Origin of the sequence: Bradyrhizobium sp. 26S5 (genome assembly GCF_036923295.1) — a bacterium.
Classification (GTDB): domain Bacteria; phylum Pseudomonadota; class Alphaproteobacteria; order Rhizobiales; family Xanthobacteraceae; genus Bradyrhizobium; species Bradyrhizobium septentrionale.
Genome location: NZ_CP145948.1, coordinates 7,265,542 through 7,291,669, shown reverse-complemented (window position 1 = coordinate 7,291,669; position 26,128 = coordinate 7,265,542). Strand labels below are relative to the sequence as shown.

The window sequence follows — 26,128 nt, the reverse complement described above, 5'->3', positions numbered from 1 at the left end:
AGTCCCTTTGGCAAAATCGCTGTTGCAGGTGTTGCGGATCGAACAAATCTTCGCAGACCGCCTCAACAAGATCAATGGCTTGCCGTGCGACAGAAAAGGACTTGTTGAGTGCCGGGAAGAGTGGTCCGACTAGGCATCGTCAGCAATGGAGCGCGCCGTGACCGTTCATCAGATTCCGAACACCATCAAGACCGAATCGCTCTGGATGCCGTTCACGGCCAACCGGCAGTTCAAGAAAGCGCCGCGGCTGTTCTCCTCCGCCAAGGGCATGTATTACACCTCCGTCGACGGCCGGCAGGTGATCGACGGCTCCGCCGGTCTCTGGTGCGTCAACGCTGGCCATGGCCGCCCGCAGATCGCGTCCGCGGTCGAGCGGCAGCTGACCACGCTGGACTTCGCGCCCTCTTTCAACATGGGCCATCCGCTGGCGTTCGATTTCGCGGAGCGCCTCGCCGAGATTGCCCCGAAGGGGCTGGATCGCATCTTCTTCACCAATTCGGGCTCTGAATCGGTCGACACCGCGCTCAAGATCGCGCTGGCCTATCATCGCGCCGCCGGCCAGCCGACCCGCACCCGCCTGATCGGCCGCGAGCGCGGCTATCATGGCGTCGGCTTCGGCGGCATGTCGGTCGGCGGCATGGTCGCCAACCGCCGCCAGTTCGCAACCCATCTGCCGGGTGTCGACCATATCCGCCATACCCATGATATGGCGCGCAACGCCTTCGCCAAGGACATGCCGGATCACGGCGCCGAGCTTGCCGATGACGTCGAACGAATGGTGGCGCTGCATGGCGCCGACACCATCGCCGCCGTGATCGTCGAGCCGGTGCCGGGCTCGACCGCGGTGCTGCCGCCGCCGAAGAATTATCTGCAGCGGCTGCGCGAGCTCTGCACCAAGCACGGCATCCTCCTGATCTTCGACGAGGTCATCACCGGCTTCGGCCGCCTCGGCACGCCGTTCGCCGCCAACTTCTTCGGCGTGACGCCCGACATGATGACCACCGCCAAGGGCATCACCAATGGCAGCGTGCCCTGCGGCGCGGTGTTCGCAACCCGTCAGATCCATGACGCGCTGATGACCGGCCCCGAGGGCATGATCGAGCTGTTCCACGGCTACACCTATTCGGCGCATCCGGTGGCCTGCGCCGCCGGTATTGCCACGCTCGACATCTACAAGGATGAAGGCCTGCTGACGCGCGGTGCGCAGTTCGCCGATTATTTCCGCGATGGCCTGCATTCGCTGAAGGGACTGCCGAACGTCGTCGACATCCGCAATATCGGCCTGATGGGCGCGGTCGAAGTCGCGCCGCGCGATGGTGTCGTCGCCGCGCGCGGCTACGACCTCATGGTCGATTGCTTCAACAGCGGGCTTTATCTGCGCATGAGCGGCGACTCGCTCGCAGTCTCGCCGCCGCTGATCGTCGAGAAGAAGCACATCGACGACATGGTCTCGATCCTGGGCGACGCCATCAAGCGCGTGGCCTGATAATTGCTAGCGAGATAATCGCTAGCTCTACAAATTGCTGTCGCCGTTGCGGAGCAGAGTGGTTTCGCAGCGGCGATTGCGTTTGTTGCTGCAGGATGTGAGGAAAAGTGAAGGTCCTTGTTCTCGGCAGTGGCGTGATCGGCGTCACGTCGGCCTATTACCTTGCGCGCGCCGGCCACGAGGTGACGGTGATCGACCGTCAGCCGAAGCCCGCGCTCGAAACCTCGTTCGCCAATGCCGGCGAAGTGTCGCCGGGCTATTCGTCGCCCTGGGCCGGTCCCGGCGTGCCGGTGAAGGCGGTGAAGTGGCTGTTGATGAAGCACGGCCCGCTGGTGATCCGCCCGAAGCTCGATCCCGTGATGTGGCTGTGGCTTCTGAAGATGCTGCGCAACTGCACCACCTCGCGCTACGCGGTGAACAAGAGCCGGATGATCCCGATCGCGGAATACAGCCGCGACTGCTTGCAGGCGCTGCGCAATGACATCGGCATCCGCTATGACGAGCGCGCACGCGGCACGCTGCAGCTGTTTCGCGAGCAGGCCCAGCTCGATCACACCGGCGATGACATCGCGGTGCTCAAGCAATATGGCGTGCCGTTCGAGGTGCTCGATCGCGAGGGCTGCATCAAAGCCGAGCCTGCGCTCGGCTCTGTGAAGCAGAAATTCGCCGGCGGGCTGCGGCTGCCGCATGATGAGACCGGCGACTGCCACATGTTCACGCAGGCGCTGTCGCTGGAAGCCGAGAAGATCGGCGTGCGCTTCAGCTTCAACGTCGGCATCGACGGCCTGAATGCGGACACGACCCGGATCACCGGCGTTGCGACCAGCGCCGGCATGATGACCGCCGATGCCTATGTGCTGGCGCTCGGCAGCTACTCGCCGCATCTGGTGCGACCGCTCGGCATCCGGCTTCCGGTCTATCCGGTGAAGGGCTACTCGATCACGGTGCCGATCAAGGACGCCGCCGGCGCACCTGAATCGACCGTGATGGACGAGAGCTACAAGGTCGCGATCACCCTGCTCGGCGATCGCATCCGGGTCGGCGGCACCGCCGAGATCTCGGGCTATTCGACCAAACTCTACGCCGCGCGGCGCGCGACGCTGGACCATTCGCTGACCGATCTGTTCCCGCGCGGCGGCGATCTTCCCAAGGCCACCTTCTGGTGCGGACTGCGCCCGATGACCCCGGACGGCCCGCCGGTGATCGGCGCGACGCGCTTTGCCAATCTGCATCTCAACACCGGTCACGGCACGCTCGGCTGGACCATGGCGTGCGGCTCGGGCCGGGTGCTGGCGGACATGCTCTCCGGCAAGAAGCCCGACATCGACACCAAGGAGCTGTCGATCAAGCGCTACGATCACCGGTTCGGGTGAGGGCCTCGTCGTAGTAGCCGACCCGCACGGTCCCAGGCGCCCCGCTTCAAGAGGGGTTTCTTGTTGCATCATCGCGAAACAGCCCGGCACGACGGCCGGGCTGGATCATGAATATTCACTAGTTTGCAATACCGGCATCTAACGAGATTATCGCCGTCCGGTCTGTGCACTTCAGCACACTTGCGCGGGCTTATGCGGTTCATATGCCGCGGCGTGTGCAGCGCTCTCGAATTCATATCCCACGCTGAAGATATTGATCCCGATGCAAGCGCTCCCGCGGACGCTGGGCCGCCGCGGCTCGGCTGCACGCGCGAGCGCGAACGGGAACAGGTGATGTCATGTCTTCGCTTCAGATTACCGCCGGCGACCGGATCATCGAGCCGATGATCGCGCTGGCCGGCTGCACGACCCAGCAGCGTATCGTCGTGGCCGGCTCGAAGAGCATGGAGTTGATGTTCGAGCTGCACCGGCGCGGCTATCTGCGCGCGGCGGCAACCGGCAATTGTGGCCGTCCGGCCGGCCAGTACGACGCCGCGCTGGTCGACTGGCGGCGTCGCACGCTTCCTGCGCTCGAGCCGGCCCTGGACTGGCTGGCGAATTTCCTCAGCGCCCGGGCGGTGCCGGTGGTCTGGGTCGATGCGCAGAAGGCCTCGGCCAACCAGAGCCTGCGCGCGTCGCTGGAGCAGCGCGGCTTCGTCGTCGAGCAGGGCATCGTGCATCAATACGGCTGCGCACTGTCGGCGCGGCGGTCGCAAGCCCATCCGATGCAGCTGGCGGCCTGAGGCGCAGTTGATCCCGAAAGGAAACTCCGATGTCCAAGGTACGACGCGCGGTTATTCGCGAATGGATGACGCTGGCGCGCGAGAAACGGCACTCCAGCGAGCAGGCTGCAGCCTTTGCAAAGGCGGCGCTGCAGCGGCACGATTTGCCGCGCAGCCGGCGAACGCCGCACGCGATCATCATGCGGTGGCTGCGGCCGCGCACCGGGCGTCCTTGAGCGCCGCCACTTGCAATCAACAACAGAGCGATGATGCGTGGCCCTGAGTTTGAACTGCCCCGGCGGGAGCCCTGCGGCGCGGACGATCTTGTGGCCGCAGTCGCGAGGTCAACGTCCGACGCTGCGGCACGCAGCGCGGCGGCGCTCGCGCTGGTGTGCTGCGACATCATTGCGGGCGAGGGACCCACCGTGGCCGGCCGGGCGCACTTCTCGCGAACGATCGACGCCGCCGATGCCACGCTATGCGCACGCATTCTCTGCGTTGCCGGTCGCACGGGGCGCTCGGTCAGTCGCGCCGAAGCCGACGCGCTGTTTGCGATCGATGCCGTTGGGAGCGAACGGGTCGATGACGGATGTTTCGATGACCTGCTTGCCAAGGCGGTGCTGCATCATCTGATGGGCGCGGCCGGCGCAACCATTCCCGGCCGCGAACAGGCGCTGGCCCGCGACAATCCGCTTGCTACCTGGGCATCGGCGATCGTGCTCGCCGGGGAGCCGCGATCCTGGCTCGCGGATCATCTTGACTGGATGAAGCCGTCATCCCCTGCCGCGCGCACCATCGACGCCGTGCTTCATGTCAATCCGGCAGGACCCCGGCTGCCGCTCGGCGTTCTCTTCAATCTGGCAGCGTGAACGAATTTCGGCGCGTCAGCGCGCCGGTTTGCGGTTGGCTTTCTTCGCGTCCAGCCCAGGCCCTTGGGGCTTCGTTATCGTGCCCGCCGGCTGCACCCGCAAGCCGTCCACGAACACATCAAGCAGCCGCAGCGCCGTGGTCTGCCAGCCTGGCTGGTCGTGCATGTAGCACATGCCGATCAGCGCGCGCAGCACGTCCTCGGCGCTGATGTCGTTGCGGATCGCGCCGGCCGCGGCCGCGCGCGCGAGCAGGGTGCCGATGGCCTTGGTCAGGCGATCGAACGAATAGGCGTGCAGCTCGCTCGAGCCGGCCGCGACCAGCGCCAGCGCGGCGACCATGCCTTTTTTGGTAGCCACGAATTCGACATTGGCGCGCAGCCAGCGCCGCAGCGCGTCGACCGGCTCGGGCGCGCTCTGCAACTGCTCGGCAAGGTCGCCGAGCTGTTCGACCTCGCGGCGATAGACCGCCTCATACAGCGCCTCGCGGGTCGGGAAGTGGCGATACAGCGTGCCGATGCCGACGCCGGCATGGCGTGCGACGGCCTCGAGGCTCGCCTCGCTGCCGCCGGCCGAGAACACGGCCTTCGCCGCCTCCAGCACGCGCTCGCGATTGCGCACGGCGTCGGCGCGCGGCTTGCGAGCAATTTCTGTTGATGGACCGGCCATTGTTTTTTCTTCTCGCCCTCCCTTGTAAACGGAGGGCGCCTCCGTATATGGCGACCAGCACCCGGCCTGACAAGGCGCGCCGATCACCGATCGGCGGCCACGGGACGGCGTTGCCCTGATTCAACCGACCATACACGGATCGGAGCCCCGCATGAATCTCCCACTCAGTCTCACCATCAACGGTGTCCGCCGGGAAATTGTCCTCGACGACCCCCGCGTCACCCTGCTCGACCTGTTGCGCGAGCGGCTCGACCTCACCGGAACCAAGAAGGGATGCGACCGCGGCCAGTGCGGCGCCTGCACCATCCTGGTCGACGGCCGCCGCATCAATTCCTGCCTCGCGCTCGCCGTCAGCCATGACGGCGCCGAGATCTTGACCATCGAAGGCGTCGCGCGCGGCGATCAGCTGCATCCGGTGCAGGCCGCCTTCATCGCCCATGACGGCTTCCAGTGCGGCTTCTGCACGCCGGGCCAGATCATGAGCGGCATCGGCCTGATCCAGGAGGGGCAGGCCGGCGATGATCCGGAGCGCGTGCGCGAATGCATGAGCGGCAATCTCTGCCGCTGCGGCGCCTATCAGGGGATCACCGAGGCCGTGCTCGAGGCACAGAGCAGTATGACCACCGCAAAACAGAGGCGCTCCGCATGATGAATTTCGATTATGTCAGGCCGGCCAGCGTCGCCGATGCGATCGCGGCGGCCTCGGAAAAGGGCGCGACCTATCTCGCCTCCGGCACCAACCTGCTCGACCTGATGAAGGGCGGCGTCAGCCGGCCGAGCCGCCTGGTCGACGTCACGCGGCTGCCCGGGCTCGATCGCATCGAACATCTCGCCGACGGGAGCCTGCGCATCGGCGCGCTGGTGCGCAATGCCGATCTGGCGCATGACGCCGAGTTCGCCCGTACCTATCCCGCGGTGGCCGAAGCGCTGCTGTCGGGCGCATCCGCCCAGCTTCGCAATGCCGCCACCGTCGGCGGCAATCTGATGCAGCGGACACGTTGTGCCTATTTCTACGACGCCGGCAGCGCCTGCAACCGGCGCTGGCCGGGCGCCGGCTGCGACGCCTTGAAAGGCGAGAACCGCCTGCACGCGGTGCTCGGCTGGAGCGAGGGCTGCATCGCGACCCATCCGTCGGATTTCTGCGTGCCGCTGGTCGCGCTCGACGCGGTGGTCGAGATCGAGGGCAAAAGCGGACGGCGCGAGCTGCCGCTCGAGGCGCTGCATCGGTTGCCCGGCGAGACGCCGGAACGCGAGACCGCGCTGGAGCGTGGCGACCTGATCGTCGCGCTGCGCCTGCCGGCCGAAGCACAGGCCTTTGCCAGGCACGCCCGCTACATCAAGGTCCGCGAGCGCACCTCTTATGCCTTCGCCGTGGTCTCGGCCGCGGCGGCCTTGCGCATCGAAGATGGCAAAATCCGTGAAGCGCGGCTCGCGCTCGGCGGCGTCGCGGCAAAGCCGTGGCGGACGCGCGAGGCCGAGCAGGTGCTCGCCAGTCGCGCGGCGGATGCGGCCAGCTATCGCGAGGCGGCGCGCGCCGCGCTCGCCGATGCAAAACCGTCCGGCGACAACGCCTTCAAGATCGAACTCGCGCAGCGCATCGTCGTGCGCGCGCTCACCCTTGCTGCCGCAGGCACGCCGGACCGTATTGCCGCGCTGCCGGGCTCTCCCTTCTCATCCGTTGCAGGAGCGTGACGCATGACAGCTGAACTCAATCTGACCCGCGACCCCGCCCATCTCCGCCATGGCTCGAATATAGGCCAGCCGCTGACCCGCACCGAGGGCGTGCTCAAGGTGACCGGCAAGGCGCGCTATGCAGCGGACAATCATCCGCCCGGCATGGCCTATGCGGTGATCGCGACCAGCTGCATCGCGCGCGGCCGCGTCACCGCGCTCGATGTCGCCGCCGCCAAGCGCCATCCCGGCGTCATCGACGTGATGACGCCGGCACATAAGCCGCCTCTTGCGGAAGACCCCGACGCCAAGGGCAATCCGTTCGCCTTCCGCATGGAGCTCTTGCAGAGCGACGAGGTGCGTTACGCCAACCAGGCGATCGCGGTCGTGATCGCCGAGACGCTGGAGGCCGCGACCGAAGGCGCTGCGCTGCTGTCGCCGCGCTATCAGGTCGAGATCGCCCGCGTCGGCCTCGACGCCGGCGAGGCTTATGCACCGCCGGTGGTCGGGATCGGCAATCCCGCCGAAGTCCGCCACGGCGATATCGATGCCGGCCTTGCAGCGGCCTCGAAACGGATCGATGCAACGTACGAGACGCCGGCGCAGTATCACAACGCGATGGAGCCGCACGCGATCGTCGCGGTGTGGGACGGCGACCGTCTGTTCATCGACACGCCGAGCCAGGGCATGGCGATGGCGCAGTTGCGAATCGGCGGGCTGTTCGGCATTCCGCCGGCGAATATCCATATCACCAGCCCGTTCCTCGGCGGCGGCTTCGGCTCCAAGGGGCTGGTTTCCGGCCCGCAGGTGCTCGGCGTCATGGCGGCCAAGCTGGTCGGACGTCCGGTCAAGCTGGTGCTGCGGCGGAGCCAGATGTATGGCCCGGTCGGCCATCGTTCAGCGACCCGGCAGCGCATCCGGATCGGCACCGACGATGTGGGCCTGTTGACCGCGCTCGATCACGAGGCGCGCATCACGACCTCGAGCTTCGACGATTTCTACGAGCCCGCTGCCGACGCCTCGCACACGCTCTATGCGAGCCCTGCGATCCGCACCGCGCATGAAGCGGTGCGCGTCGACACCGGCACGCCGCTGTTCATGCGCGCGCCGGGCGAAGCCACCGGATCGATCGTGCTCGAGAGCGCGATCGACGAGGCGGCGTTCGCCTGCGGCATCGATCCCCTGGAGTTCCGGCTGAAGAACTACGCCGAGGTCGAGCCGACCACCGGCAAGCCGTTCTCCTCCAAGGCGCTGCGCCAATGCTACGCGAAGGGCGCCGAACGTTTCGGCTGGGCGGGACGTCCGTTGCAACCGAAGCAGATCCGCGACGACAACGGCTTTCTGGTCGGCTGGGGCATGGGCACCGCGACGTTCCCGGCGCTGATGTTCCAGGGTAATGCCCGCGCCGTGATCCGCGCCGACGGGCGCGGCGTGATGGAAAGCGGCGCGCATGACATGGGGCAGGGCGCCTGGACTGCGCTCACGCAAATCTCGGCCGATGCGCTCGCCCTCGATCTCGATCAGATCTCGTTCCTGTCGGGCACATCGGATCTGCCGGATGCCGGCATCGCCGGCGGCTCGGCGCACACTGCAACGGTGGGCGCCGCGATCCACAATGCCGGTGCCGCCGCGATCGCAAAACTCGCCGAGCTCGCCACCTCGGACGAGCGCTCGCCGCTGTTCGGCGCCGGCAATGCCGGCGTGGTGGCGCGCGCGGGACGGCTGCATCGCCGCGACGACGACGCGCGCAGCGAAAGCTATGCCAAGATCCTGGCGCGCGCCGGCGTCGCCGAGGTCGAGGCCAGCGGCACTGGCGCGGCCGATCCTGCGGCGCAATCGCAATATGCGATGCACGCGCATGGCGCCGTCTTCGCCGAGGTCAAGGTCGATCCCGAGCTCGGCCAGATCCGCGCCGCCCGGCTGGTCGGCGCGTTTGCTGCCGGCCGCATCATCAATCCTCTGATGGTGCAGAGCCAGCTGCGCGGCGGCATGATCTGGGGCCTCTCCTTCGCGTTGCATGAGGAGGCGGTGATGGATCACAGGTCCGGCCGCATCCTCAATGCGAACCTTGCCGAATATCATGTGCCCGTGAATGCCGACGTGCCGCCGATGGACGTCATCACGGTCGACGAGCATGATCCGCACGTCAATCCGCTCGGCATCAAGGGCGTCGGCGAGATCGGTATCACCGGCAGCGCCGGCGCGGTCGCCAACGCCGTCTGGCACGCGACGGGGATCCGCGTGCGGAATTTCCCGATCAAGATCGAGGAATTGGTGATGGGGTTGGGGTGACACGGCTCGACACGATGGCGGGCTAACCATCGTCGTCGTCCCGGCGAAGGCCGGGACCCATAACCACAAATGTTGGTTGTTGGGCGACGCTGGGGCCACAGCCTGCTTCAACAACACGACCCTGTGGTAATGGGTCCCGGCTTTCGCCGGGACGACGTTGGATGGGGCAGGTGGCTTACCCCGCCGCCGTCACGCAATTCACCCACAGCACCACGGCCTTGGCATCATCAGCCGGATTGGAAAACCGGTGCGGGCGGCGGCTGGCGAATCTGAAACTGTCGCCCTGTTTCAGCGTCCAGGTCTCGGTGTCCACCGTGAGAATCATCTCGCCCTGAAGCACGAGGCCGGCCTCCTCGCCGTCATGGGTATAGAACTCGTCGCCGGTGTTGCCGCCGGGCTCGAGATGCACCAGGAACAGGTTGAGCCGGCTCTCGCTGCCGGCGGGGCTCAACAGCTGCTTTGAAATTCCGGTGCGCCACAGTTTCAGCTCGGCGCGCTGCACCTCGCGGGTCACGACGCCGCCGGCGCCGTCATCCCGCGGCGTCGCGCCGAACAGCGCGGCGATGCCGACGCCGAGCACGTCGGCGAGTGTCGCCAGCACACGCAGCGAGGGCGACGACAGGCCGCGCTCGATCTGGCTGATGAAGCCGATCGACAAGTCCGTGCGTGCGGCGACCACCTCCAACGACATCTCCTTGGCTCGCCGCAGGTCGCGGATGCGGCGTCCGACCGCGAGATCCATCGCCGGCTCGGCCGGCTTCACCGCCGGTTTTTTGGCGGCGCGGCGTGCTGCCGCGGGCCTCGCTGCCGCACCTTTGCGCATTCTCTTGCCGCCGCTCACGTCAGTCCGCTTCCTTCATGTGCATGAAAACCGCTTGCATTGGCCGCGGTTTCGTGACCACAATTTCATATTAGTGAAAATAGGCCGGAACGGCGTCGCCCGCAACCGAAACCGCTGCTACAGCGGACGACGCGGCGCCGGCGGCCAGCTTCGGGAGGTGTTGCGATGTCGTTTCAGCGTCTCGTCCAGGCCGCGGTCGCGGCGCTCGCCCTCGGCTTGAGCGCGCCGTCGCAGGCGCAGCAGGTGTTGAAGGTCGGCTCGACGCCGACCGGCATCCCCTTCACCTTCCTCGACACCAAGACCAACTCGATCCAGGGCATCATGGTCGATCTCGCCACCGAGATCGGCAAGGACGCCGGCTTCTCCGTGCAGATCGAGCCGATGCAGTTCTCGGCGCTGATTCCCTCGCTGACCGCGAACAAGATCGACATCATCGCGGCCGCGATGTTCGCCACCGCCGCGCGCAAGGAGGTGATCGATTTCTCCGATCCCGTCTATAGCTATGGCGAGGGCCTCGTGGTGCCGAAGGCCGACACCAAGGCCTATGCCTCGCAGGAGGATCTGAAGGGCACCGTGGTCGGCGCCCAGGTCGGCACCGCCTTCGTCGACGCGCTGAAGAAGACCGGGCTGTTCAGCGAGGTGAAGGTCTACGACACCATTCCCGACATCCTGCGCGACGTGAACGCGGGCCGCCTCAAGGCCGGCTTCGCCGACTATCCGATCCTCGCCTACAATCTGCAGCAGGGCAATTTCGCCGACGTCCGCCTGGTCGACGGCTACAAGCCCGTCACCGTCGGCACGGTCGCGATCGGCGTCCGCAAGACCGACACCGAGCTGCTCGCCAAGATCAATGCCTCGCTGGCGAAGCTGAAGGCTAACGGCACGATCGCAAAGATCCTCGAGAAATGGGGCCAGAAGGCCAGCGCGTCGTGAGAGAGTGTGTGCTCCGAAGTGATCCGTCATCCTGAGGTGCGGGCGGAGCGAGCCTCGAAGGGTCGACGGCCCGGCTGGTGGCCGTCGACCCTTCGAGACGCGCTACGCGCTCCTCAGGGTGACGGAGATAATATTTCGAGCACATGACGGGACTGGATACGTTTGAGCCGATGCAAAAATTCTTCCATGACGCCGTCGAGTTCGTGCCGATCCTGCTGCAGGGCGTCTGGCTGACCATCGTCGTCACGGTCGGCTCGCTGGTGCTGTCGACCGTGCTCGGGCTGGTGTGGGCCTTGATGCGGGTGTCCGGCATTCGCATCCTCACAGGCCTCAGCGCCGCGCTGATCAACGTGATCCGCGGCATCCCGATCATCGTGCTGCTGTTCTACATCTATTTCGTGATGCCCGATTTCGGCATCGCGCTCTCGGCGCTGCAGGCCGCGATCATCGGGCTCGGCATCGCCTATTCGGCCTATCAGGCGGAAAACTTCCGCGCCGGCATCGAGGCGATCGACAAGGGGCAGATCGAGGCGGCGCAGACCATCGGGATGGGCTGGTGGCTCACCATGCGCCGCGTGGTGCTGCCGCAGGCGGTCAGGATCATCCTGCCGCCCTACGGCAACATCATGATCATGATGCTGAAGGATTCCTCGCAGGCGTCCACGATCACGGTCGCCGAGCTCGCGCTGCAAGGCAAGCTGATCGCCTCCTCGACCTTCAAGAACACCAGCGTGTTCACGCTGGTGGCGCTGATGTACCTCACCATGAGTATTCCGCTCATCCTGCTGGTTCGGCACTTCGAGAACAAGGCGAACCGCAAATGATCGAGCTTCGCGACGTGCACAAGAGCTTTGGCAAGGTCGAGGTGCTGAAGGGCATCACCGCCTCGGTCGCCAAGAGCGAGGTGGTCTGCATCATCGGCCCGTCCGGCTCCGGCAAGTCGACTATCCTGCGCTGCATCAACGGGCTCGAGAGCTACGATCGCGGCGAGATCAGCGTCGAGGGTGCGCGCGTCGACCAGGGCGACCGCTCGATCGTGGCGATCCGCACCCAGGTCTCGATGGTGTTCCAGCGCTTCAACCTGTTCCCGCACCGCACCGCGCTCGAGAATGTCATCGAGGGCCCGCTCTATGTGAAGAAGGAGCCGCGCGAGGCGGCCGTCGCGCGCGGCCGCGCACTGCTCGCGCAGGTCGGGCTCGCCGACAAGGCCGAGGTGCACCCGCCGCAATTGTCCGGCGGCCAGCAGCAGCGCGTCGCGATCGCGCGGGCGCTCGCGATGCAGCCGAAGGCGATCCTGTTCGACGAGCCGACCTCCGCGCTCGATCCGGAGCTGGTCGGCGAGGTGCTCTCGGTGATGCGCAAGCTCGCCGACGACGGCATGACCATGGTGGTCGTCACCCATGAGATGGGCTTTGCCCTCGACGTCGCCGACCGCGTGCTGTTCATCGACGGCGGCGTCATCGTCGAGCAGGGCGCCGCCAAATCCGTTCTCAACCAACCGCAGCACCCGCGCACCCAGGACTTTCTGCGCCGCGTGCTGCATCCGCTGTGATCATGACGTCGTTCGATCGAGCTGCTGCCGCATCGGCACTCCACCCCCTCTCCCGCTTGCGGGGGAGGGTTGGGGTGGGGGTCTCACCGCGAGTCAAATTGGGGAGAGAGCCCCCACCCGGATTGCATCTGCGATGCAATCCGACCTCCCCCGCAAGCGGGAGAGGTAAGGGGAGCCCGTGGCTGCTCCGGTCTTCGCCACAACATCTCATCTTGGTTTGGTAACCCGCATGACCTCTCCCACCCGCCTGCCGCTGCCGCCAAGCCTCTATGCCGACACCGCGGTGGAGGCGACGCCAACACCGCCGCTGACATCGGACAAGAGCGTGCCGGTCGCGATCATCGGCGGCGGCTTCACCGGTCTCTCCACTGCGTTGCATCTCGCCGAGCAGGGCGTGCTTGCGACCGTGCTGGAGGCGCAGGAGCCGGGCTGGGGTGCGTCCGGCAACAATGGCGGGCAGACCAATCCCGGGCTGAAGCACGACCCCGATCAGATCGAGCAGGATTTCGGCGCCGATCTTGGCCGCCGCATGATCGACTTCTCCTACGGCACCACCAATTTCACCCATGAGCTGATCCGCCGTTACCAGATCCCCTGCGAGGCGCGGCAGAACGGCACGCTGCGCGCCGCCTACAATGAGGCCAGTGCGGCGGCGATCGAGACGACGGCACAGCAATGCATCCGGCGCGGCATGCCGGTCAAACTGCTCAACGCCGCCGAAATGCGCGAGATGACCGGCAGCGATCGTTATCTCTGCGCGATGCTGGATGCGCGCGGCGGCGACCTGCATCCGCTGAGCTATGCGCGTGGCCTCGCGCGCGCCGCGATCGGCGCCGGCGCCGCCGTCCATGGCGAGACCCCGGCGCTATCGCTGCGCCGTGACGGCAGAAGCTGGCGGATCGAGACGCCGCATGCGGTCGTGCACGCCGACAAGGTGCTGCTCGCGACCAATGGTTTTACCGATGATCTCTGGCCGGCGCTTCGCCGCACCATCGTGCCGGTGTTCTCCTCGATCGCGGCGACCGCGCCGCTGTCCGACGCGATCGCGCGCACGATCATGCCGATGCGGCCGGTGCTCTACGAGAGCGGCCACATCACGGTCTACTACCGCATCGACCAGCACAATCGGCTGTTGATGGGCGGCCGCGGCCCGATGCGCTGGATCAAGGGCCCGTCCGATATCTCTTATCTGATCCGCTACGCCGAGCGGCTGTGGCCGCAGCTCAAAGGCGTCAGCTGGACCCATGGCTGGAACAGCCGCCTCGCCATCACCGCCGATCACTATCCGCATGTCCATGAGCCCGCCGAGAACTTGCTGATCTCGCTCGGCTGCAACGGCCGCGGCGTCGCGCTGTCGACCGCGATGGGCGCACAGCTGGCGCGCCGCCTGATCGGTGGCAGCAAGGCCGAGATCGACATGCCGGTGACCGGCATCAAGCCGATCCCGATGCACGCGTTCTGGCGGGTCGGCGTCACCACGGCGGTGCTGACTGGGCGCGTGCGGGACAGGCTCGGGGTGTAGCTTCGCGCTATCGCGTTCCGCCCTCGCCCAGATGCGTCCTGAAGAACGCGATGGCCGCAGCGTGGAAGCGCTGATGAAAGGCGACGCGATCGAAGCCGGGTGCGTCGGTGCAGATGCGGGCAATCTCCTTCGCTTCCGTCGACGTGCAGGTGGCAAGGAATGAGAAGTGCTTTGCATCCGCCACAAAATGATAGTCGGGTTTTGACGGAAGCCTGTCTTTGACATCAGCGGCGCAGCACCCGGACAGGCCGTCGGCATTCTGTGCGGGGTCGGAGCTCCACAACTGAATGGGGATCACTCCCTTCAGGTTTTCCGTCGGAAAGACGAACACCGGATAGGGATCGACGATGACCGCAGCCTTGATCCGTGGATCGTGGACGACCGGTCCGCTCGGCTTGTCTCCGGCTTCGAGCTCCTTGCACGCCCGCAAGCTCGATGTCTGGCAGTTGGGCAGGCCCTTGCGGAGATCGGGCACACCGCCGATCGCAGCCAGGGCCGTGTAACCGCCCCAGGAAAAGCCGTAGAGACCGATGCGTCCGGCGTCGATGCGCGCCGCATCGGGCCAACTGCCGAGCGCGTAGTCGATCGCGCGTTTGATGTCGGCCGGCCGCTCGACCAGCACGGCAAGGCTGTCGGTGCCGCTGGTGTCGCTGCCGGTATCGGTCGGATGATTGACCGTCAGAACGATGAAGCCGCGTCTGCCAGGGCCGCGGCGGTGTCATGATGACCACCGAGCCATCCGCGCCTTCCATGCGAGATCACGATCAGCGGCAGCTTGTCGCCCACGATCGGGCAGTCGTTGACGCCGAAGAAGGATCTGCCGCCGCGGGCGTCGATCTCGTGCGGGGGCTCGGCGCAGGGATGCCATGCCACCCCTCTGATCGCAGGCCCGTCGGCGCCGGCGGGAACATCGAAGTGTCGTAGCCCGGCCGCCTGTGCCGCGCAGACCGCAAGCAACAACAGGGCTGACAACACCAAGGAAGGACAACGCATGGCTATCGCTTGTCCAGAATTCGCAGCTCGGCCGTGGCGGTGGCGATCGTCACGTTCTCTGCGTCGATCAGGTCGGCCTCGACGATCATGTCGCGCTCTGTCTGCGAGATGACCTTGGCCTTGGCCGTGATCGGACCGACGCGCGCCGGCTTGAGAAACCGCGTGGTGAGGGTTTTGGTCACCACGGTCTTGGTTGAGGGAAGCGCTGCGAGGGCGCCGAGGCCTGTAGCCGAATCCAGCATCGCCGCGAGGAAGCCGCCCTGGATCGTTCCATGCCGGTTAGTGAATAAAGGCTGCGCAGCGAAGCGGACCGAGGCGATTTCGCCGTCGAAGCCCAGCCACTCGCGTCCAAGGAGTTGAGCGCCGGGCGGCACGTCTGCACTTGCATCACTCAAGCCGGTCACCTCGGTTGTTGTCCGGCCAAATGTATCAGCCCGCTTGCGGCCTGCAACGTCTCCCGGCGCGCCCATCGCGAAAGCGCCAATCACTGATTTGCCCGACGGCGCAAGCCCTGCGGCGTCGGTGCGATCCAAGGTTTGGGAGAATCCGGGAACCATCTTTGATGTGGACAGCGGTCGAAGTTTCGGGCCATCTTGAGATTGTTGACTATCCCATGGTGTGCGACCCGCGATGGGGCATTTTTTGTTCCCGGCGTTTGCGTGGAGTAAGCCCGAATTTCCGAATTGATTGCAACGGACTTGAAAGATTCGTCAGCCGCCGCGACGAACGAGCTCCCCGCTGACCTGAAGGCCGACATTCTTGCGATCGGCCGGATTGATGCGGTTCCGACCATCCTCGACGTCGTGTGCCGCACCACAGGCATGGGCTTTGCCGCGGTGGCGCGGGTCACGGAAAGCCGCTGGATTGCGTGCGCGGTCCGGGACAACATCGCGTTCGGACTTGCGCCCGGCGGTGAGCTGGAGGTCCAGACCACGATTTGCGACGAAATAAGGGCGAGCGGACACGGGGTTGTCATCGACCACGTTGCCGAGGACCCGGCTTTTCGCGACCACCGCACGCCGGCGATGTACGGATTTCAGAGCTACATCTCGATTCCAATCGTCCTGGCCGACGGCACGTTTTTCGGGACGCTCTGTGCGATCGATCCGCATCCGGCGAAAGTGAACACGTCGGAAGTCGTCAACATGTTCAAGTTGTTCGCTTCGCTGATCGCGTTTCACCTGCAGGCGCAGGAGAGGGTCGCGACCAGCGAGGCTGCGCTGCTGGGCCACCGACAGACGGATGAGCTTCGCGAGCAGTTTATCGCGGTGCTCGCGCACGATTTGCGCAATCCGCTCGCCTCGATCGATGCCGGCATGAGGCTGTTGCTGAAGGAGCCGCTCAACGAAAAGTCGATGACCTATGTCGGGTTGCTTCAGAACAGTGTGAAGCGGATGGCGACCCTGATCGACGATGTCATGGACTTCGCACGCGTCCGTCTCGGCGGCGGCTTCAAATTGAAGCGCAGCGCCGACGCGCAATTGCTGCCGGCGCTTGAGCAGGTCGTGAATGAATTGCGTGCGGCGTGGCCTGATCGCGTGGTCCAAACCGACTTCGCCATCAATCGCGGCATCAACTGCGATCCCGCCCGGATCGCGCAATTGTTGTCCAACCTGGTCGGCAATGCCCTGAAGCATGGCGATGGCAATTCACCGATCACGGTGTCCGCCGTAGCCGACAGCGAGGGCTTTGAATTGTCGGTCGCGAATGGCGGGGCACCGATCTCTCCGGCTGTCATCGAGAAGCTGTTCCAACCTTTCTTTCGCGTTGCGCACCAGTCGAGCTACGAAGGCCTGGGTTTGGGCCTCTACATCGCCACTGAAATTGCGCGCGCCCACGGCGGCACACTTGAGGTGACGTCCTCCGCTGCCGAAACACGATTCACGTTCCGGATACCTCGCTGCTGATCCGACTGCGCCCGGCCGCCTGAGCGGGCTCGCGCGTGAGACGCTATCGCGAAAACGCCAATCACTGAGTTGCCCGACGGCGCAAGCCCCCGCGGCAAAAATATTTCGCTTTATCAGAAATGCAACTCAGTGTTATAGATCTCCCGTCTCACCCGATCGAGGGGCGCTTCGCGGTCGTCACGAACGCGGTGTGGGATGCGATGGACGCCGAGCGTGTGACTGACGAGAGCACGCGAAGCGGACGGTGAAGTCGTGTGGTCCTGACGCCCTAGTGGCCGGTGTCCCCTTGCGAAACGCGAAGGCGTGTTGCGACGGCGGTGACAAACAAGCCCAGTCTCGCCGGGGAGAGCACGAAGTAAGCCGTAACCCATCGCGCAGGGAAAGCCGGGTTGTTTCCGGTTACACCTGTGGTCCTACCCCCGAGGTTTCTACCCATTGCTCGGGGCCCATGGGTGCGATCGGCACCCGGCTTTCCCTGCGCCCTCTGTTCAAGAGGGCGAAACGAGATGCAAAGCTCGGGCAATTTACGTCGCGAGAATGCGGAACTGCGTCCCACCCACAGCCGTCATCGCCCGGCTCGACCGGGCGATCCAGTACGCCCCGGCCTCTCGGCTCAGACACCGGCGTCTCTGGAATACTGGATCACCCGCATGCGCGGGTGATGACACCGAACGAGCTGTTTGACAGTTGAATCAGAAACCCACACCGTCATTGCGAGCGAAGCGAAGCAATCCAGTTCTCCGCATATGCGCAGCGATGGATTGCTTCGTCGCTTCGCTCCTCGCAATGACGATGAGGCGATTTCCGCGTACTCAACTCTATCACCGTCATCCTGAGGAGCGCGCTCTTGCGCGCGTCTCGAAGGATGAATCGGCCACTAGCCGGGCCGTGCATCCTTCGAGACGCGCGTTCCGCGCTCCTCAGGATGACGGGTCTGGTAGCTTCCGCCGGGACGACGAATTTGATGTGCCGCCCGCGCTCCTACCCCTCCGCCACCGCATCGCCCCAGGGCTGGAACGGTTCGGTGGCGCCGCTGTTGGTGGTGCCGTCGCGCAGCACGAGGCTCGGGCAGGCGAACTTCATCGGCAGGGTCTGGGTACGGGCTTCCTCGAAGTCGAAGCGGCCGCGCAGCGCGTCGCGCACGGTGGCGGGAAGCCTGACGTTGCCGATCACCACATTGCCTTCGCTGGCGTCGATCCGCGGCTGATGGATCGCGGCGTCGAGATCCATGCCGAAATCCATCACGAAAGAAAGCAGCTGCGACACCGCGGGCAGGATGCGGCGGCCGCCCGATGCGCCGGCGGCGAGCCGGCGACCGTCGGCCGTTTCCGCCACGACCGGCGTGTAATTGGTCAGGCAGCGCTTGCCGGGCGCCAGCGAGTTCGGTGCGCCCTGCGTCGGATCGAACCACATGATGCCGTTGTTCATGGTCAGCCCGGTGTTCGGCGTCACGAATCGCGAGCCGAAGTTCGACAGCAGGGTCTGCGTCACCGCGGCCATGTTGCCGTCGCGGTCGACCGCCGAGAAATGCGTGGTGCAGGCCGGCGCGATCGCATCCGCCCCGAGCGCGCGGCGGCCGTCGATGTCGCCCATCTCCTTCAGCCGCTCGCGATAGGCGGCCTGCAGCGCCTCGGCGTAAGCCGTATAGGCGGCCGCATCCGGACCGCCTTGTGCAGGTTCGAACGCCTTCTGCAGCAGGCCGAGCGTGCGCGCCATGGTCGGACCCGCGGTCATCTCCGGCGTCGCATAGACCGTGCCGCCGCGATAGGGAATCCTGAGCGGCTCGCGCAGATGGGCGCGGAACGACGCGAGATCGCGCACCGACAGCGCGCCACCGGCAGCCTGGATGTCGTCGGCGATGCTGCGCGCCAGATCGCCCTCGTAGAAATCGCGCGGACCGGCCGCGGCGAGTTGCGCCATCGAAGCCTTGAGCTTGTCCTGCGGCATGCGGACGCTCGACTTGATGCCCCACGGTGCATTCGGCGGCAGGCCATCCAGCAGATAGGCCGCGGCACTGGCAGGATAGCGCCGCAGATCGATGGCCGAGCTTGCGATCATCGCGGTGGTCCACCAATCGACCAGCAGGCCCTCGCCGGCGAGCTTGACGCTCGGCGCCAGCAGCTCCTTCCACGGCAGTTTGGCGTGGCGGCGATGCGCCTCCTCCATGCCGGCGACGACGCCGGGCACTGCGATCGAGCCGGGGCCGTGCAGATTGCGGTCGTCCTTGACCCGCGCCCAGGGGAACAGGTCGGAGGCCGCGCCGCCGGTCAGCGGATAATCCTCCAGGCGGAGGCCGTCCGGCGCGCGCATGCCGTAGTCGATCACCTCGACGCGGTTTTCCTTGGCGCGGTACAGCACCATGGCGCCGCCGCCGCCGGCGCCGCTCATCCAGGGCTCCAGCACGCCGAGGGCAAACGTGGTTGCAATCACGGCGTCGACGCAATCGCCGCCCGCTGCCAGTACCTCCGCGCCGACTTCGGCCGCCTTGCGCGACTGCGCCGCGACGATGCCGCCTTTGGCGCTGACGGCGGGTTTTCGGATCACTTGCGAGTTGGAGAACTGGTCGGACATGGCGTTGCTTTCGCTGTTCTTGTTGCGGGCGGGGCACGTTGGCGTAGCATGCCAAGCATGGCACAGTAAGCGCAAGAGAGCGGCACAAGAAGCTCAATAACAAGCAATTCCAGGGAGAGGAAAATGACCGCAGTGAAGCGCGAACGGGACGGCAAGGTCGGCATCCTGACGCTTGACGACCCCGCAAGCCTGAACGCCATGACACCGGAATTGCTCGGCGATCTCGCAGCCGCCGTCGGCGAGATGACCAGCGACACGGGCATCCGCGCGCTGGTCCTGACCGGGGAGGGGCGCGGCTTCTGCTCGGGGCAGAACCTCAAGGCGTTCCAGTCGCTCGGCAACGACATCGTGACCGGCGTGATGACGCATTACTGGCCGGCGATGCGCGCCTTGCGCGAATGCAGCCTGCCGGTCGTGGTCGCGGTCAACGGCGTTGCGGCCGGCGGCGGCTTCAGCCTCGCGATGTCCGGCGACATCATCCTGGCGGCGCGCTCGGCGAGCTTCATCCAGGTGTTCAGCCGGATCGGCCTGGTGCCCGATCTCGGCTCGACCTGGCTGTTGCCGCGCCTGATCGGCCGCCAGCGCGCGCTCGACCTGATGCTGCTGAACGAGCCGTTGTCGGCCGAGCGAGCCAAGGAGTGGGGATTGGTGCGCGAGGTCGTCGATGACGCAAGACTGCTCGACGAGGCGAAGGCGCTCGCCCGCCGTCTCGCCGACGGACCGACGCGCGCGCTGGTCGCGACGCGCCAGCTGCTCGAGGAGAGCGAGCACGCGAGCTACGCGGATCAGTTCCGCCGCGAGATCGAGCTGCAGTCGGTGATCCGCGAAAGCGCCGACGCGAGGGAAGGCCGCCAGGCCTTTGTCGAGAAGCGCAAGGCGCAGTTCACGGGACGCTAAGCCTTGGCGGTCCTACCCGATTGCAATCGCGACCTTGCCGAAATGCGCACCGCTCGCCATGTGGGCGAACGCGTCCTTGACCTGGTCGAAGGCGAACACCTTGTCGATCACGGGCTTGACGCCGTGCATGCTGATGCCGTCGCACAGCGCCTGCAGGTCCTCGATCGAGCCGACGGTGACGCCCTGCAGCCGCTGCTGCTGCATCACCATCAGCGGCAGCCGGGAGTCCGCCGTTGCCGGACCCGCGAGCACGCCGATGAAGGCAATCGTGCCGCCGATCCTGGTGGCGCGGATCGACTCGTTCAGCGTGCCGACGCCGCCGACCTCGACGACGAGATCGACGCCGCGCCCGGTCAGCTCGCGCGCCTTCTTGCCCCAGTCGGGCGTGGTCTTGTAGTTGAGCGTGACATCGGCGCCGAGCTGCTTCAGCCGCGCGATCTTGGCGTCGCTGGACGAGGTCGCGATGACGCGGGCGCCGCACATTCTGGCGAATTGCAGCGCGAACAGCGAGACGCCGCCGGTGCCCTGGGTCAGCACGGTCTGGCCCGGCTTGATGTCGCCGAGCTTGACCACCGCGCTCCACGCCGTGAGCCCGGCGCAGGGCAGCGCGGCAGCCTCGATGTCGCTGAGATGGTCCGGCGTGCGCACCAGCGCATGCGCCGGAAATACCCGGTACTCGGTCAGCACGCCGTCGACGCTGCCGCCGAGCGCCGCGCGCATTCGTGCCTCGCTCGGTTCGCCGCCGAGCCAGCTTTCGAAGAAGCTGCCGATCACGCGATCGCCGGCCGCGAAAGTCTTCACGCTGGCGCCGACCGCCTCGACGATACCCGCGCCGTCGGAGACCGGCACCAGCGGGAATTTCTGGCGCGAGCCGTAGCCGCCCTTGACCGTGAGCAGGTCGCGATAGTTCAGCGTCGCGGCCTTCAGCCGTACCAGGACTTCGCCCGGACCGGCTTGCGGAACCGGCTTGTCGACCAGCGCCAACGCGTCGACGCCACCGGGGCCTTGCAACTCATAGCATTTCATGGGGCGTCTCCTGCTGGATGTTGTTGTGATGGGCAGCGCTCCCGCCGCCGCCGCGCATCCGCTCAGCATATGCCAGCCCCGTCGTGCGTGGCCAGAGCGTGTGGAGCGGCCGATGCGATGGCGCCCATGTCCGGACGCGTTGGCGCTGCCGAAAAATACCAATCTGAGCCGATAATGACGTGACCGAGCGGAGGTGACCATGGCTGCCTTGCTTGAGACGAAGCGTAATCTGATTGCCAAGTTCGCTCGCGCGCTACTTGCCGCTGCATTGATCTGTTGCGGTGGCGCGATGGCTGCGGCCGACGACAGCCTCTACCGCGCGCAGACCGTCGTCACCGGCCAGGGCGAGCCGAACCGCATCATCGGCTTCGGTGCATGTCTCGAGGACGTCCTGATCAAGGTCTCCGGGCAGCCGATGCTGGCAGGCGATCGCCGGCTTGCCGCGTACAAATCGAAAGCAAAAGAATTCGTCAGTGGCTTCGACTATCACGACCAGTATGCCGGCAAGCCGCATCATGACGAGCAGGGCACCCGCGACCGGCCTTATGATCTGACGGTGGATTTCGACGACAAGAAGATCGACGGCATTCTCGGCAAGCTCGGCCTCAAGCCGTGGCGGTCGCAGCGGCCGGTGCTCGGCGTGTTCACCGAGATGCAGCACGGCCCGAAGGATTACGTCGTCACCGCGGACGGGACGCAGTCCGATCTGCAGCGCGACGCGCTCGCAGCCGCGGCCGGCAAGCGCGGCATGGGCTTCGTGCTGCCAAGCGCGGCCGCGTTGACGAGCGCCAACGTCACCGCAGCCGAGCTCCTGAAAGTGCCGCCGGCGAAGCTGACCTCGATCGTCGCGCCGCAGGGCGGCGAGGCCACGCTGGTCGGACGGCTGGTCTGGGACGACAAGGATCTCGGCTGGGCGACGCAATGGCAGATGGCGTGGCGCGGCAAGGCCTACAGATGGCAATTTCGCGGCGTCACGTTCGACGAGGCCTTCCGCCGCGGCGTCGGCGGCGCGGCGCAGGTGCTGTCGGGTAACGGCGATCCGGGGCGATCAAAATGAGCTTGCGCGAGCCTGGCGCCGTCATCGCGCTTGAGCGCGGGCTGATCGTTCTACCCGGCGTAGCCGAGCGTCTGCGACGGGTATTCCCCGAACATCGCGCGGTAGTATTGCGAGAAGCGCCCGAGCTCGATGAAGCCTTGTTCGATCGCAACCCTGGATACCGTGGTCTGGTCCGGCGTGCTTTCGCGCAGGATTTCGCGGACCGTGCAGAGCCGCTTGTAGCGCAGGAACGTCACCGGGCCGACGCCGAACACCTCGTGGAAGGCGCGGTGCAGGCTGCGTCGCGACAGCCGAAGCTCGCCGCAGATTTCCGAGACATGGACGGGGCGGGCGCCCGCGGCGTGCAGGTAATCCTCGACGTGGCGGACCAGCTTCATCGCCGACGGCAGATAGCTCGATCCATCTGGAGGCAGCGACGTGATCGCCGTCGCTCTCACGCAGTCGACGATCGCGCGCTTCCAGAATTCGGCCGATGCGTCCGACAGCGCGTCCGGATAGCGAGCGAGATGCGAGACGATCTGCGGCAGCCGGTCCGCCCCGACCATGCCGATCGCGGGGTCGGCGCGAAAGTGGTTCTTCGCTTGCCATGTTTCGGCATCGGCGAGCCGCGGGTCACCGCCGAATATGTCGGGCAGATCCGCCATGTCGAAGCGAATTGCGGCGTAGGACGAGGCCTTGTGAAACACGCCGTCGTGCTCGACCGATGGAGGGATCACCAGCACGTCGGCCGGCTGCATGTCGAAAGCCCAATGCGTGACGCGGTCGGTGGCGTTCAGCAGCATTCCGATGATCAGCTTGTCATCGGCGGACGTGCGCTGGGTGCGAACCCCGACATTGAACGCGCCGATGCTGAGCGAAAAATTGCCGATCCCGACGTGAGACAGCGTACCGCGCAGCCTGCCGCGCTCAAGCTGCATGACCTCGACATGCGAACCTTTGACGGCGTCGTGAAGTCCCTCGAAGCCGTCGAGCTCGCCGGTGCTAACCGTCAGGTGCTCGCCCATATCCACGCCCACAACTGTAGCGCGATTAGTTCACGAATACCAAGTACTCGACGTCAGAAGAAAGTGCGCCCGCGACAACTTGCCCAGATTGATTTGATTCGCGTGGCGAGACCATGATCTCGTTCTACAAACGTGCGGATTTTCGCTCGTTTTGCGCTGCGAAGCAATGCGGACGATGGCGCCGGATTGACGCGCTTGGCGCGTCTTTGCGCTGGGACGGCGCCTTGAGGACAGGATTGGCGTCAAGATTGGCGAAGGGTGCGCGTCAAACGGGCAGCGCGTCAGGCAATCGCTTGATCTCAAAGCGAAATGCGATGCCCGTCACGGGAGCGTGAAGCTCCAGTGGCTAGGCCGCCATCAGTTGCTCAAGCGCAACAGCCTGCTCACGGGTCTGGAATGCGATCGCGGTATGCGTAAAGCCGGACGAGGCCTGGGTCTGCGCAATATGATTGAGGACCTCAGTGCCCTTGACCACGTGAAGGTCCATTCCCGGGCCGGCCGGGAAAATGCCCAGCACGACATCGTAGGCCTCGACGATGGCCTTCAAGGCGCCGCCCTTGTCTTCCGAAGCGTCGATGAAGATACGAACATCCGCGGCGATACTACGAAGTTCGTCAAAGTCGATCACTGGAAGTCTCCCATACGCAACGTACGCGTCGATCCTAGCTACAACTTGCTTACTGAAACATAAATTACGGCCGGTTCCTTCATGCACCCGGCGGTGGATGACCAGAATTTAGGTCCGCTCGGCCGCCGCGCTCTCGGGCCACCGCCGCTAGGCGCCGGTTGGCGGCCTGCGCTTCGCAAGGCGTTTGACCGGCGCATGGGCCGGCTTGGCATTGTCCGACGGATCGCCCATGTGGGGAATGCGCTGCTCGATATGCGCCACGACGCGGAAGAAGGCGTCCAGTGCCCTGGTGTCGAGGCCGGCCGTGAGGTTGCCGTGGCGGCGCAGGATCTCGTCCAGGCTGCGGTCGAGCAGCGCCACGCCGAGTCTGGTCAGCCGGATCTCGGTCCGGTTTCGGGCGCTGCCTCGGACCGGCGTCAGCTCGATCAGCCCCTTCTTTCTGAGCGACGTCGTCTCGCGGCTGACGACCGCCTTGTCCAGTTGCGCGTTGGTCCAGATGTCATAGGCGCTGGCCGGCTCGTGCTCCCTGAGAAAGGACAGCACCCGCCATTCCGCGAGCGATACGCCGTAGGCTTGCGGAAAGAAGGCATTGGCATTGGCACGCAGCTTCGCGACCAGGCTCGACAGCACCGTCGGCACGTAGCGCTCGAAGTCGATCACCAGTTCCGAGCGCGCGTCCTCGCGCGGGGCGCGACGCTGGTCGGGGGCTCTGCTACGAGGTGTGGCGGTCCGGCTTTTCATTCTTTTACGAGTTGAGAGCGTGCGATCAGGACCAGCACCGCCGCGACGAGGAGCACGCTCGTCACCACGAGGAATCCGGTGGTGAAGCTGTCGGAGGCGTCCTTGGCGCGTCCGATCACGATCGGGATCGTCGCGCCTCCGATGCTGCCGATGGTGCTGACCAGGCCGATCGCGCCCGGCGCGCTCTGCCGCGACATGTAGGACTGCGGGATAGTCCAGAACACGGCTTGCGTACCATAGACACCGACATTGGCAACCATGAAACCGATGATGATCCAGAGCGGCGACGTTGAAAAGGCGGCAATTGCGAAGCCCGATGCGGCGATCACGAAGGTCATCGCGGCATAATAGAAGCGCTCGCCGACATGATCGGAGTGCCGCGACAACACGATCATGCCGATCAGGCCGGCGACCGGCGGGATCGCGGTCACGAAACCGACCTGCGAATTCGGCAGGCCGAAGGATTTGATGATTTGCGGCAGCCAGGGAAACAGCGACGCCAGCCCGCAGAACAGGCCGAAATTACACAGGCCGAACAGCAGCACCATCGGCTTGGTGATGGTCTTGAGCACGCCCTCGGCATGCACCACGCCGGTTGCCTTGGCGTCGCGCTCGAGCGCGCCGATCAGCCAGTTGCGTTGCGCGGTCGACAGCCAGCTCGCCTGCTGCGGCCGGTCGGTCAGATAGAAGATGCCGACGATCCCCAGAACGATGGGCGGCAGGCCTTCGAGGATGAACAGCCATTTCCAGCCGGAGATGCCGAACGTCCCATTCAGCTCGAGGATGGCGCCCGAGATCAGCGAGGCGAAAATGTAGGAGATCGGCACCGCATAATTGAACATCGCATTGTAGCGGGCGCGGTAGCTGAACGGAAACCACAGGCTCAGCAGCAGCATCACGCCGGGAAACAGGCCCGACTCGGCAAAGCCGAGAAAGCCGCGGAATGCATAGAGGCTGAGCGGGCCCTGCGTGAAGGCCATCAGCACCGTGGCAATGCCCCAGAGGATCGCGATCCGCGTCAGCGTGACGCGTGCGCCGTATTTGCTGAGGATGAGGTTGCTCGGGATCTCGAAGATGGAATAAGTGAAGTACATGATGCCGACCGCGATGCCGAACATCTCGGCATTGAGCCCGAGCTCCTTGTTCATTTGCAGCGCGGCAAAGGAGATGTTGCCGCGGTCGAGAATGGCGAGGAAGTACATCGCCATCACGAACCACATCAGGCGCAGTGCGACCTTGCGGATCGTGGTGCGTTCGATCTCCGGATCGGCGGTCGTTATCGCCGCCTTGTCCATCACGACTTCGGTCATCCCGGTTTCCCCCGATTCTTTTTGTTGA

26 protein-coding genes are annotated in these 26,128 nt (G+C 65.6%); 15 read left to right on the top strand and 11 right to left on the bottom strand.

Annotated features, from left to right (window positions below; translation table 11 throughout):
• Window positions 1–145: 145 nt before the first annotated feature.
• The 5 genes from V5279_RS34365 (at window position 146) to V5279_RS34345 (ending at window position 4,489) form a co-directional block, all read left to right on the top strand.
• Window positions 146–1,486, top strand: coding sequence for an aspartate aminotransferase family protein (locus V5279_RS34365; protein WP_175619344.1), 1,341 nt, complete (start codon window positions 146–148; stop codon window positions 1,484–1,486).
• A 107-nt stretch (window positions 1,487–1,593) separates the two neighbouring features.
• Window positions 1,594–2,859, top strand: coding sequence for a D-amino acid dehydrogenase (locus V5279_RS34360; protein WP_338691477.1), 1,266 nt, complete (start codon window positions 1,594–1,596; stop codon window positions 2,857–2,859).
• A gap of 338 nt (window positions 2,860–3,197) precedes the next feature.
• Window positions 3,198–3,641: a hypothetical protein gene (locus V5279_RS34355; protein ID WP_338691476.1), complete on the top strand. Its 444-nt coding sequence runs from the start codon at window positions 3,198–3,200 to the stop codon at window positions 3,639–3,641.
• Between the two features lie 29 nt (window positions 3,642–3,670).
• On the top strand, window positions 3,671–3,856 hold the full coding sequence (locus V5279_RS34350) for a hypothetical protein (RefSeq protein ID WP_338691475.1): 186 nt from the start codon (window positions 3,671–3,673) through the stop codon (window positions 3,854–3,856).
• Window positions 3,857–3,946: 90 nt separating this feature from the next.
• The gene (locus V5279_RS34345) at window positions 3,947–4,489 is read left to right on the top strand and encodes a hypothetical protein (RefSeq protein ID WP_338691474.1); all 543 of its coding nucleotides are present in this window, start codon (window positions 3,947–3,949) and stop codon (window positions 4,487–4,489) included.
• A gap of 15 nt (window positions 4,490–4,504) precedes the next feature.
• On the opposite strand, the gene V5279_RS34340 is transcribed toward V5279_RS34345, so the two are convergent.
• Complete coding sequence (locus V5279_RS34340; RefSeq protein ID WP_338691473.1) at window positions 4,505–5,155, bottom strand: TetR/AcrR family transcriptional regulator; 651 nt, start codon at window positions 5,153–5,155, stop codon at window positions 4,505–4,507.
• Between the two features lie 151 nt (window positions 5,156–5,306).
• Here V5279_RS34340 and V5279_RS34335 point away from each other — a divergent pair, with 151 nt between their 5' ends.
• From V5279_RS34335 to V5279_RS34325, 3 genes are read left to right on the top strand one after another with little or no spacing between them, the layout of a single operon-like run.
• Complete coding sequence (locus tag V5279_RS34335; protein ID WP_029083667.1) at window positions 5,307–5,804, top strand: (2Fe-2S)-binding protein; 498 nt, start codon at window positions 5,307–5,309, stop codon at window positions 5,802–5,804.
• Entirely contained in the window at window positions 5,801–6,847 is a 1,047-nt protein-coding gene (locus V5279_RS34330) for a xanthine dehydrogenase family protein subunit M (RefSeq protein WP_338691472.1), read from the top strand. Before V5279_RS34335 ends, V5279_RS34330 begins: the two co-directional genes overlap by 4 nt.
• A 3-nt stretch (window positions 6,848–6,850) precedes the next feature.
• Complete coding sequence (locus V5279_RS34325; RefSeq protein WP_338691471.1) at window positions 6,851–9,118, top strand: xanthine dehydrogenase family protein molybdopterin-binding subunit; 2,268 nt, start codon at window positions 6,851–6,853, stop codon at window positions 9,116–9,118.
• A 175-nt stretch (window positions 9,119–9,293) separates the two neighbouring features.
• Here the strand turns inward: V5279_RS34325 and V5279_RS34320 are convergent, their stop codons facing one another.
• Window positions 9,294–9,941 (bottom strand): cupin domain-containing protein, encoded by a 648-nt coding sequence (locus V5279_RS34320; RefSeq protein WP_338691470.1) that lies wholly within the window; start codon window positions 9,939–9,941, stop codon window positions 9,294–9,296.
• A 183-nt stretch (window positions 9,942–10,124) separates the two neighbouring features.
• On the opposite strand from V5279_RS34320, the gene V5279_RS34315 reads away from it, so the two are divergent.
• The 4 genes from V5279_RS34315 (at window position 10,125) to V5279_RS34300 (ending at window position 13,966) form a co-directional block, all read left to right on the top strand.
• Window positions 10,125–10,892 carry an ABC transporter substrate-binding protein gene (locus V5279_RS34315; protein ID WP_338691469.1) on the top strand — a complete coding sequence of 256 codons (768 nt, stop codon included), beginning with the start codon at window positions 10,125–10,127 and terminating at the stop codon, window positions 10,890–10,892.
• A 170-nt stretch (window positions 10,893–11,062) separates the two neighbouring features.
• Entirely contained in the window at window positions 11,063–11,716 is a 654-nt protein-coding gene (locus tag V5279_RS34310; RefSeq protein WP_338691468.1) for an amino acid ABC transporter permease, read from the top strand.
• The gene (locus tag V5279_RS34305; protein ID WP_338691467.1) at window positions 11,713–12,444 is read left to right on the top strand and encodes an amino acid ABC transporter ATP-binding protein; all 732 of its coding nucleotides are present in this window, start codon (window positions 11,713–11,715) and stop codon (window positions 12,442–12,444) included. Before V5279_RS34310 ends, V5279_RS34305 begins: the two co-directional genes overlap by 4 nt.
• Before the next feature lie 229 nt (window positions 12,445–12,673).
• Window positions 12,674–13,966 (top strand): FAD-binding oxidoreductase, encoded by a 1,293-nt coding sequence (locus tag V5279_RS34300; RefSeq protein WP_338691466.1) that lies wholly within the window; start codon window positions 12,674–12,676, stop codon window positions 13,964–13,966.
• Window positions 13,967–13,973: 7 nt separating this feature from the next.
• On the opposite strand, the gene V5279_RS34295 is transcribed toward V5279_RS34300, so the two are convergent.
• Genes V5279_RS34295 through V5279_RS34285 form a run of 3 tightly spaced genes read right to left on the bottom strand, consistent with a single transcriptional unit; the run spans window position 13,974 to window position 15,492 of the window.
• On the bottom strand, window positions 13,974–14,588 hold the full coding sequence (locus V5279_RS34295; RefSeq protein WP_338691465.1) for a dienelactone hydrolase: 615 nt from the start codon (window positions 14,586–14,588) through the stop codon (window positions 13,974–13,976).
• Between the two features lie 56 nt (window positions 14,589–14,644).
• Complete coding sequence (locus V5279_RS34290; RefSeq protein ID WP_338691464.1) at window positions 14,645–14,926, bottom strand: hypothetical protein; 282 nt, start codon at window positions 14,924–14,926, stop codon at window positions 14,645–14,647.
• Between the two features lie 35 nt (window positions 14,927–14,961).
• A complete protein-coding gene (locus tag V5279_RS34285; protein WP_224741443.1) occupies window positions 14,962–15,492 on the bottom strand; it encodes a PaaI family thioesterase in 531 nt (176 codons plus the stop codon).
• A 165-nt stretch (window positions 15,493–15,657) separates the two neighbouring features.
• Here V5279_RS34285 and V5279_RS34280 point away from each other — a divergent pair, with 165 nt between their 5' ends.
• Window positions 15,658–16,866 carry a GAF domain-containing sensor histidine kinase gene (locus V5279_RS34280; protein WP_338691463.1) on the top strand — a complete coding sequence of 403 codons (1,209 nt, stop codon included), beginning with the start codon at window positions 15,658–15,660 and terminating at the stop codon, window positions 16,864–16,866.
• A 981-nt stretch (window positions 16,867–17,847) separates the two neighbouring features.
• Here the strand turns inward: V5279_RS34280 and V5279_RS34275 are convergent.
• Window positions 17,848–19,437: a gamma-glutamyltransferase gene (locus V5279_RS34275; RefSeq protein ID WP_338691462.1), complete on the bottom strand. Its 1,590-nt coding sequence runs from the start codon at window positions 19,435–19,437 to the stop codon at window positions 17,848–17,850.
• A 123-nt stretch (window positions 19,438–19,560) separates the two neighbouring features.
• Here V5279_RS34275 and V5279_RS34270 point away from each other — a divergent pair, with 123 nt between their 5' ends.
• Window positions 19,561–20,334, top strand: a complete 774-nt coding sequence (locus tag V5279_RS34270) for an enoyl-CoA hydratase-related protein (protein WP_338691461.1) — start codon at window positions 19,561–19,563, stop codon at window positions 20,332–20,334.
• 12 nt (window positions 20,335–20,346) lie between these two features.
• Here V5279_RS34270 and V5279_RS34265 read toward each other — a convergent pair whose 3' ends face one another.
• On the bottom strand, window positions 20,347–21,360 hold the full coding sequence (locus V5279_RS34265; protein ID WP_338691460.1) for an NAD(P)-dependent alcohol dehydrogenase: 1,014 nt from the start codon (window positions 21,358–21,360) through the stop codon (window positions 20,347–20,349).
• Between the two features lie 199 nt (window positions 21,361–21,559).
• Here V5279_RS34265 and V5279_RS34260 point away from each other — a divergent pair, with 199 nt between their 5' ends.
• Entirely contained in the window at window positions 21,560–22,417 is an 858-nt protein-coding gene (locus V5279_RS34260; protein WP_338691459.1) for a DUF2066 domain-containing protein, read from the top strand.
• A gap of 50 nt (window positions 22,418–22,467) precedes the next feature.
• Here V5279_RS34260 and V5279_RS34255 read toward each other — a convergent pair whose 3' ends face one another.
• The 4 genes from V5279_RS34255 to V5279_RS34240 form a co-directional block, all read right to left on the bottom strand.
• Window positions 22,468–23,421 (bottom strand): AraC family transcriptional regulator, encoded by a 954-nt coding sequence (locus V5279_RS34255; protein WP_166298383.1) that lies wholly within the window; start codon window positions 23,419–23,421, stop codon window positions 22,468–22,470.
• A gap of 346 nt (window positions 23,422–23,767) precedes the next feature.
• The gene (locus tag V5279_RS34250; protein WP_029083651.1) at window positions 23,768–24,049 is read right to left on the bottom strand and encodes a hypothetical protein; all 282 of its coding nucleotides are present in this window, start codon (window positions 24,047–24,049) and stop codon (window positions 23,768–23,770) included.
• A 147-nt stretch (window positions 24,050–24,196) separates the two neighbouring features.
• Complete coding sequence (locus V5279_RS34245; protein ID WP_338691458.1) at window positions 24,197–24,790, bottom strand: MarR family winged helix-turn-helix transcriptional regulator; 594 nt, start codon at window positions 24,788–24,790, stop codon at window positions 24,197–24,199.
• A complete protein-coding gene (locus tag V5279_RS34240; RefSeq protein WP_338691457.1) occupies window positions 24,787–26,100 on the bottom strand; it encodes an MFS transporter in 1,314 nt (437 codons plus the stop codon). Before V5279_RS34240 ends, V5279_RS34245 begins: the two co-directional genes overlap by 4 nt.
• Window positions 26,101–26,128: the final 28 nt, after the last annotated feature.